A 17,074-nucleotide genomic window follows, 5' to 3' on the forward strand; every position below is an offset into this window, starting at 1 on the left:
TTGCTGTAAAGAATACGTTTTACTTTTGTAAAGGCTGTAACGGTTCCTTTGAAATGGCGACAACACTCGGCGTATAATGACGCAGATAGGCTTTATTAAAGGAGCGGAACACGTGAAAAATTACATTGAGGACAAAAATGTTCAGAAAAATCGGTGGTGGATCCTAACTGCCATCGGAATGTTTACAATTATGTCGACGCTAGATGGGTCAATTGTCAACATTGCTTTGCCAGTGATGAGTCGCGATTTACATATTCCAATGAATCAAGCGGAGTGGGTGGTTTCGATTTATCTGATGATGATCTGTGGTTTGTTGCTGTTTTTTGGCCGGCTAGGTGATTCAATTGGCAAAATCAAAGTTTTCCGAGTTGGGATGGTACTATTCTTAATTGGTTCGCTTTTTGCCGGTTTCAACAATAGTCTTGCCTTGTTGCTTGCTGCGCGAATTGTTCAAGCTACCGGTGCATCTATGACCATGGCGAACAATAATGGGATCGTAACGGAGATTTTTCCAATGAATGAGCGTGGTCGCGCCTTGGGCCTGATCGGTTCCTTTGTTTCGATTGGCGCAATTGCTGGTCCTGGGATTGGTGGTTTGATTTTAGGCCAGTTGCCTTGGGGGTATATTTTTTGGATCAATATTCCGATTGGAATTGTCGCTTTGATCCTCGGAACGATTGTTTTGCCAAAAGATCTACCCAGCAGGCGCGTGCCGATTGATTGGGCTGGTTTTGTGACGTTTCTAGTCTTGATTTTGTCCCTTTTTATGGGGATCTTTTTGGGACAAGAACGCGGCTTTACCGATCCCTTCATTCTTGGGTTGTTTGCATTAGCTATCGTGGCGTTCGCTGCCTTTGTTCATATTGAAAATCATAAAACCGATCCATTGGTCAGCTTCAAGATTTTTCAAAACAGTGCGTTTACCCTGAGTTTGTTATCTGCGTTTTTTATTTTCGTCACGAACTTTTTCTTCAACGTCATTTCGCCGTTTTATCTTCAGAATGCGCGGGGATTATCACCAGAAAAAGCTGGGTACTTATTGATGATTTTTCCGATTGTGCAAGTGATTGTGGCTCCGGTGGCGGGTAGCATTGCTGATCGCATCGGTCCTTATCGCATCACAATGGTAGGGTTGGTGATCATTGTTGCCAGTCAGATTGGGTATGCTTTCTTCAATTTGCAGACATCGTTTATGTTTGTTGCGTTGATGATCGGCTTAGTTGGATTTGGCAATGGGCTGTTTCAAGCACCAAATAATACTGTGGTGATGTCGAGTGTGCCGACCCGTGATTTAGGAATTGCTGGCGGTATGAATGCGTTGGCGCGTAATTTAGGAATGGTCGTCGGCATCTCAACGGCCACCACAGTGCTGTTTTCTTCCATGAGTCATACTGCTGGGAAAAAAGTAACCACTTATCTGACTGGGCAACCGGACATTTTCATTTCTGGTATGCATGTTTCTTTTTGGGTTGCAACGGGGTTGTGCATACTAGCGGTGATTTTAACCGGCTATCGCATGTGGCAGGTACGTCATGAGACAGCTGTCTAAGTGAAAGACATAAAAAAAGCATCCCTGCCTTTTTAGCTTCATTGCGGGGATGCTTTTTTAATTGGCGAAATGTTTTTATAGCAGATAACTACTGATCAGTTGTCTGGTGTGACGTCTTTGGGGCCTTGATGACTCATATCACCGTGCGTATAATTTAGCAGTTGTTCCTTCAGTTCGCCTTCCATTTGAACCAGTTGCTTTTCGGCATTTTGGCGTTTAACCCGACCGTCTTGTTGAATCTGCAAGGTCTGTTTCAAAGTGTCAATCAAGTCGTTTTGTGTTTGCGTTAACGTCTCAATATCGACAACACCGCGTTCATTTTCCTTCGCAGTTTCAATCGAACTGATCTTCAACATGTCACTGTTCTTCTTTAACAGGTCATTGGTGGTTTGCGAGACTTGTCGCTGGGCCGTGACAGCATCTTTTTGCCGCAACAAGGTGAGGGCGATGGCCACTTGATTTTTCCACAGTGGGATCGCTGTGTTGATGCTGGCTTGAATTTTTTCGGCCAAAGCCTGATTCGTGTTTTGAATCAGGCGAATCTGGGGTGCTTGTTGAATGGTAATTTGTCGAGCCAATTGCAGATCGTAAGCACGTTTATCCAAACGTGACGCGAATTGTTTCAGATCATTGACTTGCTGAATTGCCATTTGGTCATTGGCTGCTTCGGCTGCTTTCACCGCTTCAGGAATGGTTTTGTCATTGAGTTCACGCAACTTAAGATTGGCCGCTTCAATATAAATATTCAGAGCATCAAAATAAGCTTTGTTTTGATCATATAATTCGTCTAACAGCTTGTTATCATTGAGTAACCCGCGTTGTGATGTTTCAAGGCGATTGGCAATCGTATCAATTTGAGCACCGATCTTTTGATACTTCGCAGTGATTTCATAGATTGATCGCTTGACACGGCCAAATAATTTGCGGAAAATATTATTATTTTCAGCTTTTAATTCGTCTGGGTTAGCCTCGTTCAATCTCGTCATGAGACTTGTCAAGGCATCACCGACTGCGCCGGTATCCTGACTTTGAACTTTAGTTAACATGTTTTGTGAAAAGACGCCAAGTTGTTTTTGGGCATCAGCGCCATAATTCAAAACAGTTTCGCCTTTCGTCACATCGATTTTGCTGGCTAATTCTTGTGCTTTTGCTTCTTGTTCAGCACTTAGTTTTGGCCTCGCTGTGGCCGCTGCTTGAACAGCCTCAGCCGAATTGTTGTTGGTCATTGAAGCTTCTGACGTGCTGAAAGGATCGGCCAATAAATCATCTGTCAGATTGGTTTGTTTGTCATCATTCACATTATTCACTCCGTTTCATGCACCTTATCTGGATCAAGGTGTTTTTTGGCAAGACGAACATCGCTATCGAGATCATCAAGATCATCTTTAATGAAGGCTTGATAGTCTGACTTGATTTTGCCTGCCATAGAAGTCATGGTCGAAAATGCTTTGTCTAAGGTTTCGTACGTATCTGCCGTCTTTACCTCGTGATGCGTAATCTGGGCATATTTTTGCATCAGATCCAGTAAATTAGGTACCTGCTGATAAACGAACGTGCCGGCATCGGTTAAGCGTTGTGGTGCTTGAACAAGTGCCTCAAAATAGGCATGTAGCAGGTCAACCAAATCGGTATTTAATGTGAGCGCACGCAACTTTGGTACTTCTTTTGTGAGTGCCTCGATAGTCCGAATTTGTTCGGCAAGATCTGCCATTGTTTTTCTAAAAAGTTTGATTTCCTCATCACTTAAACCGGATGCAGCATAATGTTCAGCCATCTTCGGATCAAGTGACGGGAGACTGGTTGATTTTGGCTTAGGCCGGCTTAGTTCACCGATATAGCGGGCGAAGGCAAAGACCACACCAATGGCCAAGGCGATCACCCAACGTCCGGACAGTGCACCTATTGCCGCACCCATGGCGGCCCAGAGTATAATTCGCCATATGCGAATACGTTTGCTTGTGGCCACGAGATCACTTCCTCTTTCGTTTGCATTTAGTGTAGCACACCCCCGCGGCTTGACTATCAGCCGGAAGTTGGATATTAGTAATTATTTTATTAAGGATGCACGGTTGTAGGTTGGCTGGTGTAAGCTAATAATTAGGGTTGTTTGGCCATTTTGAAGCTTTAGAGGCCAGCATGGACTCGCGTGGTTAGAAACCAGCACTTAAACGGGTTTAGGCGGTGATGACCATTTTTTGGTCATGATGGCCGGGGTCCTTATGTGAAGATTTCTGCGCCTGCGAATGCAGTTAAGGAGGGAAAATCAAGTGGACGAAGAACCGATCACTCAGCAACGCGTTTTTACTGGGCAATTAATTGCTGTGGATGAACTCACAGTTAAGTTGCCAAACAACACAACCGCACAGCGAGAAATTGTACGCGCCCAACCGGCTGCTGGTGTTTTGGCCTTAAAAGACGACAAGGCGCTGTTTGTCAGCCAGTTTCGATCAACAATCGGTCAGATGACATTAGAGATTCCAGCAGGTAAAATCAATCAAGGAGAAGCACCGCTCACAGCTGCACGCCGGGAATTAAATGAAGAAACCGGCATGACGGCGATGAAGTGGCAACCTTTGGCGAGTTACTTTCAGTCACTAGGTTTTTCTGATGCGACCATGGCTTTGTTTCTGGCCAGCGAGCTGCATTTGGCAACCAATGAATTGCATCAGGATCCGGATGAGTTCGTCAAAGGCGAATGGTTGACACTGCCAGAAGCTTGGCGAGCAGTCGATGACGGTCGCATCTGCGATAGCAAAACCTTGCTGGCTTTACTTTATTGGCAGCAGCAAGGAATAGGAGCGTGAACCGGCTTGGTATATAAGAGGTCGTAAGTGTGATGGTCATTTTTTGACGAGTGCAATGATGATCCTTATCCGCAGGCTTCTGGCTTGGCAAACGCGTTAAAGGAGGGCAACATGGCGGAAGTTAACACGCGCAAAGCATATCGTGAGGCACAGGAAAAAGAACAACACGCGGCGCGCGCCCGCGAGGCCAAACGAGTTGAAGTTGAAAAAGACTATGCTCGCAAAACCAAAGGCAAACCCGAAATCAAGAATGCCCGTTTTGACGAGGTGACCTTCAGGAAGGTCAACAGTCTCAAAAAAAGATTGAATTGGGCCATCGGGATTGTCCTTGGCTTGTTGGTGATTGTTTTTCTGGTACTCTATTTTGGGTAAGCTAGCTATTCTTGGCACTTACCAGAAATGGCTACTGTAGCGCAAGCGCAGTGGAAGAAAGTTGATTCACTCATATTATAGAAGAAAGCACGGAGCGATATTTTGATAAAAGTCGGCGTTATTTGTGCCATGGAAGAAGAAATCAGGACCTTACTGGCCAAACAGACTCAGCAACATGAAACGGTGATTGCCAGTCAACATTATTTTGAGGGCCAAATTGACGGGATTGATGTGATTTTGGTTCAGTCTGGTATTGGCAAGGTTCAAGCGGCCATGACGGCGGCTTTGTTGTTGGGAACTTTTAAACCGGATGTTGTGATTAACACCGGAAGTGCCGGTGGTATTGGTCAAGGTCTGGCGATCGGTGATGTTGTTATTTCGAGCGGGGTTGCGTATCATGATGTGGATGCAACGGCTTTTGGTTACTTACCAGGGCAGTTGCCACAACAGCCGCAAATTTTTGAAGCCGGTTTAGACTATGTGGCTAAAATTCAGGCGGCAGCCAGCACAACCGGTTTAACGTCAAAGGTTGGCCTCATTGTGACAGGCGACAAGTTTGTTAACGGTCAGGATGCGATTGCGGCAATTCTGAAAATCTATCCGCAGGCGTTAGCAAGCGAAATGGAAGGGGCGGCTATCGGTCAGGTGGCCAAAGAGTTCCATACCCCGTTTGTTGTCATCCGGGCAATGAGCGATGTCGCTGACGAGCAGTCCGGAGTGGATTTTGACAAATTTGTGATCAAGGCGGGCGAACAAAGTGCCGCGATGCTTCTTAGCTTTTTTGCTCACCTACAGGCATCACCTCAGTCTTAGGAGTTGATTGTTAATATGCAACATGTTTATCTTGATAACGCGGCGACCACACCCATGGCCCCAGAAGTGATTCAGACCATGATGGACCAAATGGAGCACGATTTTGGTAATGCCAGTTCGACTCATTGGTTTGGCCGAACAGCTCATACTGTCATGGACAAGAGTCGCAAAATTTTGGCCGATGCAATCCATGCGCAGCCCGGAAATATGGTGATCACCAGTGGCGCAACAGAAAGTAACAATACGGCGATCACTCAAACGGCGCATACGCGCGCTAGTTTGGGGAAGCACATCATTACAACGGCTATTGAACATCCCTCCGTTTTGCAGCCGCTAAAAGCCTTGGAAAAGGAAGGCTTTCGGGTGACCTATCTGCCAGTCGACGAAAATGGCCGAATCAGTTTAGCTGATTTTGACGCGGCTTTGGACGATGACACTATCTTAGTAACCATCATGATGGGCAATAATGAGGTTGGCAGTCGGATGCCAATCAGTGAAATTGGTGCGCGACTAGTCGATCATCAAGCTTGGTTTCATACAGATGCAACCCAGGCTTTTGGCTTACTAGACATCGATGTTCAAGCGCAACACATTGATATGTTAAGTGTTTCGGCGCACAAAATTAACGGACCCAAAGGCATCGGTTTTCTTTACCGCGATCCTAAGGTTCAGTTCCCGTCTTTGTTGAAAGGTGGCGAGCAGGAGTTGAAACGTCGTGCTGGTACAGAAAACATTGCTGGCATTGCCGGGTTTGCAACGGCGGTTAGTCTGATCACGTCTGATGAGAAGGCTAAGCGGCAGTCAAAGTATCTTGGTTTTAAGCAGCAGATTATGGGTGCATTGGATGATGCGGAGATTCCCTATGCAGTTAATGGTGATATTCGGCCAGATAATGTCAATCACGTTTTCAATATCTGGTTGAAGGGGATCTCAACATACGCTTTGCAAACCAACCTTGATTTGGCTGGCATTGCAGTTTCTGGAGGTTCTGCCTGCACAGCTGGTTCACTTGAGCCTTCACACGTTTTAACTGCCATGTTTGGCGCTGATAGCCCGCGGCTTGGCGAGTCGATTCGTTTGTCATTTGGCGCGCAGACAACCAAAGCAGATATTCAGGCCTTTATTGATGCCTTGTTACCAATCGTGCAACGGCTTCAGGCAAAACAATCGGCGCGATAAGTTTGGTTTGCGAGTGACCCGTTACCATGCGTTTCAACGGTTAAAAAGCTCAAAATTGTCTTTCACCACCTAATAATCCTTATCAACCTCCCCAGTGTTGCGACCAATATGCTAAACTTATAAACAGTTAAGCGTGTTCCTCGCATGCGCTGAAATAAAAACAGTTTCACCACCTTTTTGCTGGTGAAACTGTTTAGGGGAGGTTTTTGTATGGCACTAGCAGCAACCGGATCCGCACAAGGCGATCCGAAAACCTATCAAATCGGGTCAGCGTTGAAACGATTTACCTTGATAGATTTAGGCTTTGTTCAAACTAAGAACGGCAATTTTCAACTGCAACGCTCGCTTGATCCAAATTCACCGTACACAACGGCAAACAAGCTGAAAATGACGGTGGCAAAGAATTTAGATAAGTTCCAGCTCGATGTCACAACGGGCAATGGTCTTAAAGCGATTAACATTTTCAAAACCGATGCCACAAAAGAAAATGTCGAGCAATATCAATATTGGATCAATAATTTTATTGAGCGCGGTGTGATTGAAGCAAAATAGGATGTATGCCGCGTTTTAACATTAAGCTGCCACGATGTTGGCCTCAGGAAGGCTGACAGCTTAGCAGCTTTTTTATTTTCTTTTGATTAGATCAAGCCTTACGAAGCGATCTTATTCACAGTAAAAATGTCAATCTGTAGCAAATTGGTTTTTATGATTATCAGAAACGCTAAAGTGATAAGCTGAAATTAACGAAGAGAAGAAATGGAGGGATAATATGTTTGACCACGGCTTCATTGAGGTCCACGATGCTAACCAAAATAATTTGCAACACGTCAACGTAAAGATTCCTAAGGATGCGATTAGTGTTTTCGTCGGCCGATCAGGTTCAGGCAAGTCTTCTTTAGTTTTTGATACCATTGCCGCTGAGTCCCGCCGCGAACTGAATGAGACTTTTCCGAGTTTTACCCAACAGTATCTACCTAAATATGGTCAGCCGGATGTCGGCCAAATCGACCATTTACCAGTGGCAATTGTTGTCGAGCAGAAGCGCATTGGTAAAAATGCGCGGTCAACGCTTGCCACCTATACGGGTATTTATTCCTTGTTGCGGTTGTTGTTTTCACGAGCTGGCAAGCCGTTTATTGGCTATTCGGACACTTTTTCTTTTAACCTGCCACAGGGAATGTGCAAGACATGTCAGGGACTCGGGTATGTGGATGACATTGATGTTAAAAAGTTAATTGACCCGAACAAATCGTTGAATCAGGGCGCGATTACGTTTGTCAGTTTTGGACCAGACACGTGGCGGTGGAAACGCTACGCTTACAGTGGTTTATTTGATAATGACAAACGATTGGGCGACTATACAAAGCAGGAAATGGACACCTTATTGTATGCCCCGCAGCAAACACTAGATCATGCGCCAACAAAGTGGCCTAAAACAGCTTTGTACGAAGGCGTTGTGCCGCGAATCAGGCGGTCCATTATTGGTAAGAAAGAGGCTGAACATCATAAGACGGCGTTGGCAGAAATTGTCACTCGTATGCCATGTCCAACCTGCCATGGAACACGTTTGCGGCCAGAGGTTCTGACTTGTCTCATCAATCAAACGAATATTGCTCAAGTGCTGCAAATGGATCTCGTCAAGGTTCGCCATTTTCTGAATGGCATTCAAGAACCACTTGTTCAGGACGTGATCCGTGAGCTGTTACGAAAAATCGATTCTTTGATTGACATTGGGTTAGGCTACCTATCCCTTGATCGACCGACTGAGACATTGTCGGGCGGCGAAACCCAGCGCATTAAAATTGCCAAGTTTTTGACTAGTGCCTTAGTCGATATGGTTTACATTTTGGATGAGCCCAGTGTTGGCTTGCATCCGCATGATATTGAATTAATCAAGCGTGCCATTTTGCGTTTGAAGGAGAAAGGCAACACTATTTTAATCGTTGAACACAATCCGGCACTGATTGCGATTGGCGATAATATTGTCGAAGTGGGTCCCGGAGCGGGGACAACGGGCGGGCATATCACCTTTACAGGTACCTACCAAGCCCTTTTAGACAGTGACACTTTGACAGGAAAACTGTTGAAAAAGCCATTGACTTTTCGCCAGCCGCGGCCAGCCACATCAACGATTTCATTGCAGCATATTCATCGACATAATCTAAAAGATGTTAGTGTCGCAGTACCGCTGGGCATTGAAACTGTGATTTCCGGGGTCGCTGGTTCCGGGAAGAGTACGTTGGTATCTGCTTTACGTGATCAGTTAACCGCACCATGTATTGATTTGGCACAAGCCGATATCGGTGCTAATATCCGCTCAACGCCTGCCACATATCTCTCAATCCTCGATCCGATTCGCAAAGTCTTTGCTGACGCGAATCATGTGGCTAGCAGTTGGTTTAGTTACAACGGTCGCGGCGCTTGCCCACGTTGTAAAGGTAAAGGCGTGACCATTACCAATATGGCGTTCATGGATCCGGTTGTACAGACTTGTGAACAATGTCATGGACGACGTTACAATGATCAGGCGCTGAGCTACACTTATCATGATAAAAATATTTCTGACGTGCTGCGCATGCCGATTACAAAAGCACAAAGCTTTTTTGCGGATGTACCAGCTATTGCCGCACCCTTGCGAAATATGGCACGGGTTGGCCTCGACTATTTAACACTTGTGCAACCATTGACCACACTTTCCGGTGGCGAAAAGCAGCGTTTAAAGTTGGCTGTCGAATTGAACCGCACCGGTACCTTGTACTTGCTTGATGAGCCAACCGCTGGCCTACATTTGCAAGATGTGAAAAAGTTGATTCAGCTATTTGACGAACTTGTCGCAGATGGCAACTCGTTGATCATCGTTGAACACAACTTAGAGGTCATTAGTCAGGCAGACTGGCTCATTGACATGGGTCCAGACGCTGGCATCTATGGTGGTCAAGTCCGCTATACGGGGACACCTGAAAATAGCATGACTGTCAAACAATCACGAACGGGCCAAGCCATGAAGCAATACAATCAGGCGCCGGAACGGCAACAAAATAATAGGCATTGACGCCAAACTTGATTTATTTGTATTGACCGTTCTGCGTCACGTTGCACTGAAACAAGAATGAGCTGGTGACTTGTTGTTTGCTTGGATCATCAGAGAAAAACTAAACTAGCATAGACCAGAAAATGATGGTTTGCAGTTCCGCGTAAACAGCCGCCAGCCTAAATAGCCAAAGCTTAGCTATTTGGACTGGCGGCTGTTTATGTCTAGATCGCTACTGGCAAGCTTGTTATTTTTGGCTGAAACGCGTTCGCCACCCCAGAAGCCTGCGTGTAAGGACCTTGGATGCAATGGCCAAACCCGGGCCATCACACCCAAGGCCACTTACACTCCGGTTTCTAACCGGGGTGGGTCACGCTCTTGCTGAAACGCGTTCGCAGGCGCAGAAACCTGCACATAAGGACCTCAAGTCTAAATGGCCAAAGACCAGCCATTTAGGCTTGAGGCCACTTATGCTCCGGTTTCTAACCGCGCCTGCTCACGCTCTTTCAGTTGCTATCTCATCATTCACTGTTATAATGGTTTTTACTGGAATTCGACCTTCAAATCGGATATCTCCAGAATCTGATGAAATGATGGTGATTGTTTTGGACAATTCCAACATCCGTGTTGTTGTCGGCATGTCCGGCGGCGTGGACTCGAGTGTCACGGCGCTGTTGCTGAAACAACAAGGTTATGATGTCGTCGGGGTCTTTATGAAGAACTGGGACGACACAGACGAAAATGGCGTCTGTACAGCAACAACGGACTATGAGGACGTCGCCAAGGTTGCTAGTGAAATCGGCATCCCATATTACTCGATTAACTTTGAGAAGGAATATTGGGATCGGGTTTTTCAATACTTCCTCGATGAGTACAAGGCTGGCCGCACACCAAACCCTGACGTGATGTGCAACAAGGAGATCAAATTTAAGGCTTTCTTGGACTACGCTGATCAGCTCAACGCGGATTATATTGCGATGGGTCACTATGCGCAGGTTAAGACAGACGAAAACGGGATCGTGCACATGCTTCGCGGCGCTGATGGCAATAAGGATCAAACGTACTTTTTGAGCCAGCTTTCACAGGATCAGCTTAAAAAGTCGCTTTTCCCAATTGGTCATTTGCAGAAACCCGAGGTTCGTAAAATCGCCGAGGCAGCGGGACTGGCAACGGCAAAGAAGAAGGACTCGACTGGTATTTGCTTTATCGGCGAGCGCAATTTCAAGCAGTTTTTGAGCACGTATCTGCCAGCTCAGCCGGGCAAAATGATGACGGTGGATGGTGTCGAGATGGGTACCCACGATGGCTTGATGTATTACACAATCGGTCAACGCCAAGGCCTCGGCATAGGTGGTAACTCAGATAATTCTGAGCCATGGTTTGTGGTAGGCAAAGATTTAGACAAGAACATCTTGTATGTCGGCCAAGGGTTTGACAACCCAGCCTTGATGGCCACCAGTTTGAGCGCTTCTAACCTTAACTGGACGACTGGTCAGGCACCGGCAGAAGGCACCCACATGACGGCCAAGTTCCGTTATCGTCAACGGGATACTGGCGTGACGCTTCATTATCATGATGATGGCACCGCCACCGTTGACTTTGACGTGCCAGTCCGCGCAATCACACCGGGTCAGGCGGTTGTCTTTTATGACGGCGACGAGTGCTTGGGTGGCGGAACCATAGATGCTGCATACGCACACACGAATGAGTTACAGTACGTTTAATTAAACTGAGTGCAAAAAGAAAGTCGGCGATTATGTCGGCTTTTTTACATAGCGGCGGCTGATTGCTGCTTGAAACGCGTTCGCAGGCGCAGAAACCTGCACATAAGGACCTTGATCGCAATGGCCAAACCCGGGCCATCACGTTCAAGGCCGCTTATGCTCCGTCTAACCGCGCTTGCTCACGCTCTTGTCTGAAACGCGTTCGCAGGCGCAGAAACCTGCACATAAGAACCTTGATCGCAATGGCCAAACCCGGGCCATCACGTTCAAGGCCGCTTATGCTCCGGTTTCTAACCGCGCCTGCTCACGCTCTGCTTGAAACGCGATCACCACCCCAGAAACCTGCGTGTAAGGACCTTGACCGCAATGGCCAAACCCGGGCCATCACGTTCAAGGCCACTTACACTCCGGTTTCTAACCGGGGTGGCTCACGCTCTGCTTGAAATTTTCCTTCATAATCTCGATAATGAAAGAGTTAAGATGCGAAAGGATAGTACGGTCATTGATTGGGACTTTTGAATCATTGGCTGTGACTAAAGGGGATTGACTTGTGACGAAGTTGTATTTTGTACGTCATGGCAAAACAGAATGGAATAATCAAGGACGTTATCAAGGAGCTAATGGGGACTCGCCGTTATTGCCGGAGAGTTATGCGCAAATTAAGGCGTTGGCCGGTTATTTGCAAGGAATTCCTTTTATGCATGCTTATGTCAGTCCATTAAAGCGTGCACGAACAACTGCCCAAACCTTGATTAAAGATTTGGATGAGTCAATTCCGTTGACCATTATGCCAGCTTTGCGGGAGTTCAATCTCGGTAAAATGGAAGGGATGACGTTTACTGATGTAGGTAAGCATTTTCCTCAGGAGCTGCATGCCTTTCGTCATGAACCGGCAGCCTATGATCCACGAAAAATACATGGGGAATCTTTTTCACAACTGATTAATCGGGCTATTCCGGCGATCGTGGCGACTGTGGCCATGGATCGCACTGGTGAGGCTAATTTGCTGTACGTCAGCCACGGGGCCGCACTCGCTGCGGTGATTCAAAGTCTGTTGGGCACACCACTGGCGGATATTCGCAAAGACGGAGGTTTGACCAATAGCAGTGTGACCATTTTGCACGCAGATGGACCGACCTTGCCGTTTACCTTGCTGGATTGGAATGAAACCAGTTTCTTACCGGAACCGCCAAAAGCAACGGATACGATTTGAGTTGCTACGGCTGTCAACAACGAGATAAGAGGGTCAAATGGATTCAAAAATTTTAACCATGTTCAACCAAGGCAAGCATGAGGAGGCGATTCAAGCGGCAGTCAAAGCCATTGATGCTGCCCCTGATGATCCGAAACGCTATGCGATGTTGGCAACAATGCTGATTAGTATCAAAGCGCTGGATCAGGCCGGTGAATTGCTGGCCAAAGCGCGCCAGCTTTTTCCAGAGGATCTGGAATTGCAATACACCGCTGGCTTGTTTGCGTATGCTCAAGCGGACTTTGCGGCTGCAGTCTCATGGTTTGCCAAGGTTAGAACCGACCAGACTTTGAAAAATGATGCTACCTACATGTTGGCTTTAAGCTACCAACAAGCTGGCCAGCCAACGAAGGCATTGGCGTTTGCATTAACGGCGCATGACTTGGCGCCAAAGCAGCTCGATGCCGCCCTTTTAGCAGCTGATTTGCTGATGGCAAACGATGTGTTTGACGCAGCAGCCCGAGTGTTGAAACCATTGTTGGCAACCGAACAGCCACAGGTTCTGTTCACGTACGGCATGGCACTGAGCGCCGCTGGTAAAGATGGCAGTCATTATTTGAACAAGGCCAGGGCACTCGATCCAAAAGGGTATGATCAAAAAGCTAACATTGTCGCTGATATCAACCGATTCTTGCGATTGCAGGAGGGTCAAGATGGACACGCGTGAGGAGACTGTCACCGGTCGGGTCAAAAGTATCTTTTTCCAGAATCCAACAAATTTCTTTAAAATTCTTCTGATCGAAATCTCTGCGACGACTATCACCTGGACAGAGTCAGATATTGTGGTGACAGGAACGTTTGGTGATATTAAGGAAGATGCGACCTACACGTTCACTGGGCATGTCGTGGATCATCCTAAGTATGGGCAGCAGTTTCAAGCAGACAATTACCATGCGGATCAGCCGACGAATAAAAGTGGGCTGGTCGATTATTTGAGCTCAGATAAGTTCCCGGGGATCGGTCCGAAAACGGCAACGAAAATTATCGATCATTTGGGTATGGATGCTATTGACAAGATTCTGGATGATCCGAAGGTTTTGGCAGGCTTAGGCATGACAGCTGCCAAGCGTGATATGTTGGCGACGAATCTGAAATCGAATCAAGGCATGGAACGGGTTATTATTGGTCTTAACGATTACGGCTTTACTAGCAATATGGCAGGTCGTATTTACCAACAATATCAAAATGACGCCTTAGATGTGATTAAGCACAATCCGTATCAATTGATTAACGATATTGATGGTATCGGCTTTACTCGGGCTGATCAGATTGCGGCAAAATTGGCGATTGCCCCGACTTCGCAGCTTCGTCTTGGCGGTGCAGTGATGGATACCCTGCAGCGGTTGACCGATGGCGAAGGTGATACCTATGTGACGCTGAAGTCATTGGTCACTCAGACACTTGATTTATTGGAACGGGCGAGAAACGTTGCCGTTTCGCCAGACGCAGTAGGACAGGCAATTGTGACGCTGGCTAAAGACAATGCCTTGATTGCAGAAGGCGACCGCATTTTCCCGAAACGATTATATGATGCTGAATGGCAGATTGGTCGGCAACTAAAAGGACTGGCAGAGGCAGAAGCAACGGCTACCGAACCTGAATTGGCTGAGATTGAAAAAACATTAGCGGCGGTCGAGGCGGATACCGGTATTGCGTATGATGCGACGCAAAGAAAAGCCATTGTCACGGCGTTACAGTCGCCCATTTTTCTGTTGACCGGAGGACCTGGTACTGGGAAAACCACAGTAACAGATGGTATCGTGCGGACGTATGCACGGTTGCATGACCTTTCATTGGATCTTGATCAGTATACGACTGACGAGCCATTTCCAATCATGCTGGCAGCGCCAACCGGACGGGCAGCGAAACGGATTAGTGAAACCACCCAACTGCCAGCCAGTACGATTCATCGCCTGCTCGGTTTAGGTGTTGACACGCAAGAATTTGCACCTAATGAGTTACCAAATGGCCTGTTGATTATTGATGAGATGTCAATGGTTGACACTTACTTGTTCCGGACGCTTTTAACGGCATTACATCCCGGAATGAAAATTGTCTTGGTTGGCGATAAAGACCAGTTACCAAGTGTCGGTCCCGGACAAGTATTCGCTGATTTATTGCGCAGCGGCGTGCTGCCGCAAACAGCGCTGACGCATATTCATCGTCAGGATGCCGATAGTTCAATTATTCCGCTAGCGCATGCAGTTAATGCTGGCAAGTTGCCGGATGATTTTACCAAGCCGCAAGTTGATCGCAGTTTTTTGGCGTGTGCGCCTAGTCAGGTACCTGAAGTTGTCGGACAAGTGGTGCAACGAGCCGCAGTCAAACAATTCTCGATCGCGGATATTCAAGTGTTGGCACCTATGTACCGCGGAACCGCTGGCATTGATCGTTTGAATCCGTTACTGCAAAACATTTTGAATCCAAAACGCAGTGCCCGAACGAAAGCAATTCAGTTTGGAGAAACGGAATATCGAATTGGTGATAAGGTGTTGCAACTGGTCAATGATCCCAACCAAAATGTTTTTAACGGTGAAATCGGTCAGATTGTCGGCATTACTTTGGGCAAGGAAGCCGAAAGCAAGACGGACGAATTAACGATTGATTTCGACGGCAATGAAATCACTTGCAAACGCAGTGATTTTAATAAGATTACGCTTGCTTATGCCACTTCGATTCATAAAGCCCAAGGCAGTGAGTTCCCGATGGTGATTTTGCCGCTAACCTTGCAAAGCCGCCGGATGTTGCGACGTAACTTGTTGTACACCGCCATTACGCGGGCTAAATCATTTTTGATTTTGGTTGGCGAACTGGCTGCCTTTCAGGAAGCAGTCAGTGAAGTAGCCGTTAATCGACATACTGGGCTGGTCGATCGGCTCATGACCGTATTTGGCAAAACCGTTGCCCCTCAGGTTGCTGATGCTTCAGCAGCCAAGGATATTTCAGCAAGTCCCAATGAGCCGCAAATTGACACAACTGCACTTGACTTGGATAATGAAGTTAAACAACAACCACCGGCAGCCCACCAATTAACGCCTGCCTTGGTGGCTTCTCAACGAATCGATCCCATGATTGGGATGGATGGTATCACTCCGCAAATGTTTATGACGAAGGAGAATTAACTAGCTATGGAGGACAACATACGCAAGTCACTGGTGATTAAGCCAGTGACGCCTCAGGATCTCGAGCAGTTCAACGATCTATTAACTTATGTGTTTCAAGTGACTCAAAAGGACTTGGAACAATCCGGTTATGAGGAAGGGGAGTTAGAACGAGCTAAGCGTCCAGTTTTAGAGAAATCGGATGTTTTGGGCTGGTTTCACAAAGATGAGCTTGTCAGTTCACTGGCCATTTATCCTTGCACAGTGAATATTCACGGCACATTATACAAAATGGCTGGTTTGACAGGGGTTGGCACGTATCCAGAGTATGCCGGCCACGGTTTGATGCACGATCTTGTCCGACTTGGCTTGCAGCATATGCGTGACCACAAGCAGTGGATTTCGTATTTATATCCTTACAGCATCCCTTTTTACCGAAAAAAGGGATGGGAAATCATGTCCGATCATCTCACCTTTGACGTGAAAGACACACAATTACCTAAACAGGTGAATGTGCCCGGACATGTTGAGCGTCTGGAAATCGATGATCCTGATGTGATTGAAACGTATAATCGCTTCGCCATGAAAAATCATGGGGCGATGATCCGCAACCAGTTGAATTGGGACGAATACTGGCGTTGGGAAAACGAGGAGGAGCGTACGGCTGGTGTTTATTATGACGCCAACGATGAACCACAAGGCTATGTTCTTTATTGGATTGCCGACGAGGTTTTCCACGTCAAGGAAATGATTTACACCAACCAAGAAGCCCGAGTCGGCTTATGGAACTTTATAAGTGCTCATTTTTCAATGGTGACGCACGTTAAAGGTAACATTTACAAAAATGAACCGTTGCACTTTTTGTTAGATGATGGTGATATCTATCAGACGATCAAACCATACTTTATGGCCCGGATTGTGGATGTGAAGGCTTTTCTGAAGCAGTATCCGTTTGCGGCTGAAACGCCTGAGTCGTTTCATTTTGTCGTAACTGATCCTTTGGCGCCGTGGAACAATGGGACCTTTGGGGTTTATTGGGACGAAAAAAATCAAGTTCAAATTACTGACCGGCCGGTGGGTGAGGAGATAAAAACTGATATCCAAACCCTAACAACCATGTTGATGAGTTATCGGCGGCCATCGTATTTGGCCCAGATTGAACGACTTTTTGCTAGTAAGCATGCGATTAAGTTGCTGGAAAATGTCATTCCAATGGAAGAACCTTATTTTTCAGATTATTTTTGATCGT

The 17,074-nt window shown here is 46.7% G+C and carries 14 protein-coding genes; 12 read left to right on the forward strand and 2 right to left on the reverse strand.

The genetic code is table 11. The annotated features are described in order from the left end of the window. The first annotated feature begins 112 nt into the window (after positions 1-112). Entirely contained in the window at positions 113-1,549 is a 1,437-nt protein-coding gene (locus tag LBPC_RS06380; protein WP_016383415.1) for an MFS transporter, read from the forward strand. Positions 1,550-1,644: 95 nt separating this feature from the next. Here LBPC_RS06380 and LBPC_RS06385 read toward each other — a convergent pair whose 3' ends face one another. Both LBPC_RS06385 and LBPC_RS06390 read right to left on the reverse strand, forming a co-directional pair. Next, complete coding sequence (locus tag LBPC_RS06385) at positions 1,645-2,856, reverse strand: toxic anion resistance protein (protein ID WP_003565187.1); 1,212 nt, start codon at positions 2,854-2,856, stop codon at positions 1,645-1,647. Further along, positions 2,853-3,515 carry a 5-bromo-4-chloroindolyl phosphate hydrolysis family protein gene (locus LBPC_RS06390; RefSeq protein ID WP_003574907.1) on the reverse strand — a complete coding sequence of 221 codons (663 nt, stop codon included), beginning with the start codon at positions 3,513-3,515 and terminating at the stop codon, positions 2,853-2,855. The genes LBPC_RS06385 and LBPC_RS06390 overlap by 4 nt, the downstream gene beginning before the upstream one ends. Before the next feature lie 301 nt (positions 3,516-3,816). Here LBPC_RS06390 and LBPC_RS06395 point away from each other — a divergent pair, with 301 nt between their 5' ends. The 11 genes from LBPC_RS06395 (at position 3,817) to LBPC_RS06445 (ending at position 17,070) form a co-directional block, all read left to right on the forward strand. Next, positions 3,817-4,353, forward strand: a complete 537-nt coding sequence (locus LBPC_RS06395) for an NUDIX hydrolase (protein ID WP_016383414.1) — start codon at positions 3,817-3,819, stop codon at positions 4,351-4,353. A gap of 111 nt (positions 4,354-4,464) precedes the next feature. Further along, positions 4,465-4,725 (forward strand): hypothetical protein, encoded by a 261-nt coding sequence (locus LBPC_RS06400; RefSeq protein ID WP_016365910.1) that lies wholly within the window; start codon positions 4,465-4,467, stop codon positions 4,723-4,725. Positions 4,726-4,827: 102 nt separating this feature from the next. Further along, positions 4,828-5,538 carry a 5'-methylthioadenosine/adenosylhomocysteine nucleosidase gene (locus tag LBPC_RS06405; RefSeq protein WP_003570151.1) on the forward strand — a complete coding sequence of 237 codons (711 nt, stop codon included), beginning with the start codon at positions 4,828-4,830 and terminating at the stop codon, positions 5,536-5,538. A 15-nt stretch (positions 5,539-5,553) separates the two neighbouring features. Next, positions 5,554-6,717: a cysteine desulfurase family protein gene (locus LBPC_RS06410; protein WP_003565195.1), complete on the forward strand. Its 1,164-nt coding sequence runs from the start codon at positions 5,554-5,556 to the stop codon at positions 6,715-6,717. 210 nt (positions 6,718-6,927) lie between these two features. Further along, entirely contained in the window at positions 6,928-7,269 is a 342-nt protein-coding gene (locus tag LBPC_RS06415; RefSeq protein WP_003661016.1) for a DUF1831 domain-containing protein, read from the forward strand. A 217-nt stretch (positions 7,270-7,486) separates the two neighbouring features. Next, positions 7,487-9,769 carry an ATP-binding cassette domain-containing protein gene (locus tag LBPC_RS06420; RefSeq protein ID WP_003661013.1) on the forward strand — a complete coding sequence of 761 codons (2,283 nt, stop codon included), beginning with the start codon at positions 7,487-7,489 and terminating at the stop codon, positions 9,767-9,769. 569 nt (positions 9,770-10,338) lie between these two features. Continuing rightward, positions 10,339-11,472 carry a tRNA 2-thiouridine(34) synthase MnmA gene (mnmA, locus tag LBPC_RS06425; RefSeq protein ID WP_003565200.1) on the forward strand — a complete coding sequence of 378 codons (1,134 nt, stop codon included), beginning with the start codon at positions 10,339-10,341 and terminating at the stop codon, positions 11,470-11,472. 550 nt (positions 11,473-12,022) lie between these two features. Then, positions 12,023-12,685 (forward strand): histidine phosphatase family protein, encoded by a 663-nt coding sequence (locus LBPC_RS06430; RefSeq protein WP_003565202.1) that lies wholly within the window; start codon positions 12,023-12,025, stop codon positions 12,683-12,685. A gap of 37 nt (positions 12,686-12,722) precedes the next feature. Continuing rightward, on the forward strand, positions 12,723-13,391 hold the full coding sequence (locus tag LBPC_RS06435) for a CDC27 family protein (protein ID WP_003661005.1): 669 nt from the start codon (positions 12,723-12,725) through the stop codon (positions 13,389-13,391). Continuing rightward, positions 13,378-15,846 (forward strand): SF1B family DNA helicase RecD2, encoded by a 2,469-nt coding sequence (recD2, locus tag LBPC_RS06440; RefSeq protein WP_003661004.1) that lies wholly within the window; start codon positions 13,378-13,380, stop codon positions 15,844-15,846. Before LBPC_RS06435 ends, recD2 begins: the two co-directional genes overlap by 14 nt. 6 nt (positions 15,847-15,852) lie before the next feature. Beyond that, positions 15,853-17,070 carry a GNAT family N-acetyltransferase gene (locus LBPC_RS06445; protein ID WP_003661003.1) on the forward strand — a complete coding sequence of 406 codons (1,218 nt, stop codon included), beginning with the start codon at positions 15,853-15,855 and terminating at the stop codon, positions 17,068-17,070. Positions 17,071-17,074 lie beyond the last annotated feature (4 nt).

The organism is Lacticaseibacillus paracasei subsp. paracasei, from assembly GCF_000829035.1.
In the GTDB taxonomy this organism is placed as follows: domain Bacteria; phylum Bacillota; class Bacilli; order Lactobacillales; family Lactobacillaceae; genus Lacticaseibacillus; species Lacticaseibacillus paracasei.

What these genes read in the sequence shown, in the direction of transcription:
- LBPC_RS06400 (WP_016365910.1), top strand. Translation starts at nt 4,465, where the DNA reads ATGGCGGAAGTTAACACGCGCAAAGCATATCGTGAGGCACAGGAAAAA.
- LBPC_RS06410 (WP_003565195.1), top strand. Translation starts at nt 5,554, where the DNA reads ATGCAACATGTTTATCTTGATAACGCGGCGACCACACCCATGGCCCCA.
- LBPC_RS06415 (WP_003661016.1), top strand. Translation starts at nt 6,928, where the DNA reads ATGGCACTAGCAGCAACCGGATCCGCACAAGGCGATCCGAAAACCTAT.
- LBPC_RS06420 (WP_003661013.1), top strand. Translation starts at nt 7,487, where the DNA reads ATGTTTGACCACGGCTTCATTGAGGTCCACGATGCTAACCAAAATAAT.
- mnmA (WP_003565200.1), top strand. Translation starts at nt 10,339, where the DNA reads ATGATGGTGATTGTTTTGGACAATTCCAACATCCGTGTTGTTGTCGGC.
- LBPC_RS06435 (WP_003661005.1), top strand. Translation starts at nt 12,723, where the DNA reads ATGGATTCAAAAATTTTAACCATGTTCAACCAAGGCAAGCATGAGGAG.
- recD2 (WP_003661004.1), top strand. Translation starts at nt 13,378, where the DNA reads ATGGACACGCGTGAGGAGACTGTCACCGGTCGGGTCAAAAGTATCTTT.
- LBPC_RS06445 (WP_003661003.1), top strand. Translation starts at nt 15,853, where the DNA reads ATGGAGGACAACATACGCAAGTCACTGGTGATTAAGCCAGTGACGCCT.